1 protein-coding gene is annotated in these 1,234 nt (G+C 58.6%); it reads left to right on the top strand.

Annotated elements, in window-relative coordinates; genetic code table 11:
• Positions 1 to 63 precede the first annotated feature (63 nt).
• Positions 64 to 1,208, top strand: a protein-coding gene (locus KH616_RS25160) for an IS3 family transposase (RefSeq protein ID WP_292255284.1) whose coding sequence is annotated in 2 segments (ribosomal slippage) — positions 64 to 310 and positions 310 to 1,208 — 1,146 coding nt in all. Because the reading frame shifts where the segments join, the coding sequence is not laid out codon by codon here.
• Positions 1,209 to 1,234 lie beyond the last annotated feature (26 nt).

The following is a 1,234-nucleotide window of genomic DNA, read 5'->3' as shown; positions in this document are numbered from 1 at the left end:
TGAATCGACCAGAATTTCCTAGCCATCTTCTAGCCGTATATTACGGTGACCAAGGAGATGGATATGAGCAGCAAGCGGTATACGGATGAGTTCAAGGCTGAGGCGGCCAAGCAGGTCATTGATCTAGGCCGTCCGGTCCGGGAAGTGGCCGAGAGATTGGGCGTCAGTAGCCACACGCTTTACGAATGGGTGAAGGTACGTCGCAAGGCTCCCGAGATTGATCTGGCTGACCGCACGCTTCTGGCGGAGAACCGGCGATTGCAGGCCGAACTCAAGCGGGTCACCGAGGAGCGCGACATCTTAAAAAAAGCCGCGGCGTACTTTGCCAAGGGGTAAGGGCGAAGTACGTCTTCATGCAGACGCACTTGAAGCAATTCCGGGTCACGAGCATGTGCCGGGTGCTACGCGTCCAGCGCAGCGGCTTTTACGCCTGGCAGCGCCAACCCCACAGCGCTCGGCATACGGAAGATCAGCGCCTTCTGGGTCTGATCAAGCAGTCCTGGCTGGAAAGCGGCACGGTTTATGGCTACCGCAAGGTGACGCAAGACCTGCGTGACCTGGGTGAGCGATGCAGCAAGAACCGGGTTGCCCGGCTGATGCACGGTGAAGGTCTGCGAGCGCAGGTTGGCTACGGACGCCGTCCTAGAGCCGGCGTCGGCCAACCGTCTGTTGTAGCGCCCAACCGGCTGGACAGGCAGTTCGATGTTCAGGCGGCCAATACCCACTGGGTTACGGACATCACCTATATCCGCACGCATGAAGGCTGGCTTTACTTGGCCGTGGTCATTGACTTGTACTCACGGCAGGTTGTGGGCTGGGCCATGGACGGCCGGATGCAGACCGATCTGGTGTTGCAGGCCTTGCTGGCAGCCGTATGGCGGCGCAAGCCGGCACCGGGGTTGATGCTGCACTCGGATCAGGGCAGCCAGTTCACCGGGCAGCAATGGCAAGCCTTCCTGCAGACCCACAACATCGTTTGCAGCATGAGCCGGCGTGGTAACTGCCACGATAATGCAGTGGCCGAAAGCTTCTTCCAGCTCTTGAAACGCGAGCGGATCAAACGCCGGATCTATCTGACCCGAGACGACGCACGCAGCGATGTGTTCGATTACATCGAGATGTTTTACAACCCGAAGCGACGCCATAGTTCTAATGGTGGCGTCTCTCCGGTAGAGTTCGAACGACAGGCCAGTCTGTCAGGCTCGTAGGTGGCTATAGAAATCTGGTCGATTCA

Origin of the sequence: Burkholderia sp. (assembly GCF_018375725.1) — a bacterium.
Taxonomy (GTDB): domain Bacteria; phylum Pseudomonadota; class Gammaproteobacteria; order Burkholderiales; family Burkholderiaceae; genus Burkholderia.
Note: the sequence above shows the minus strand (reverse complement) of the source record. Positions and strands in the feature narration are given on the sequence as shown.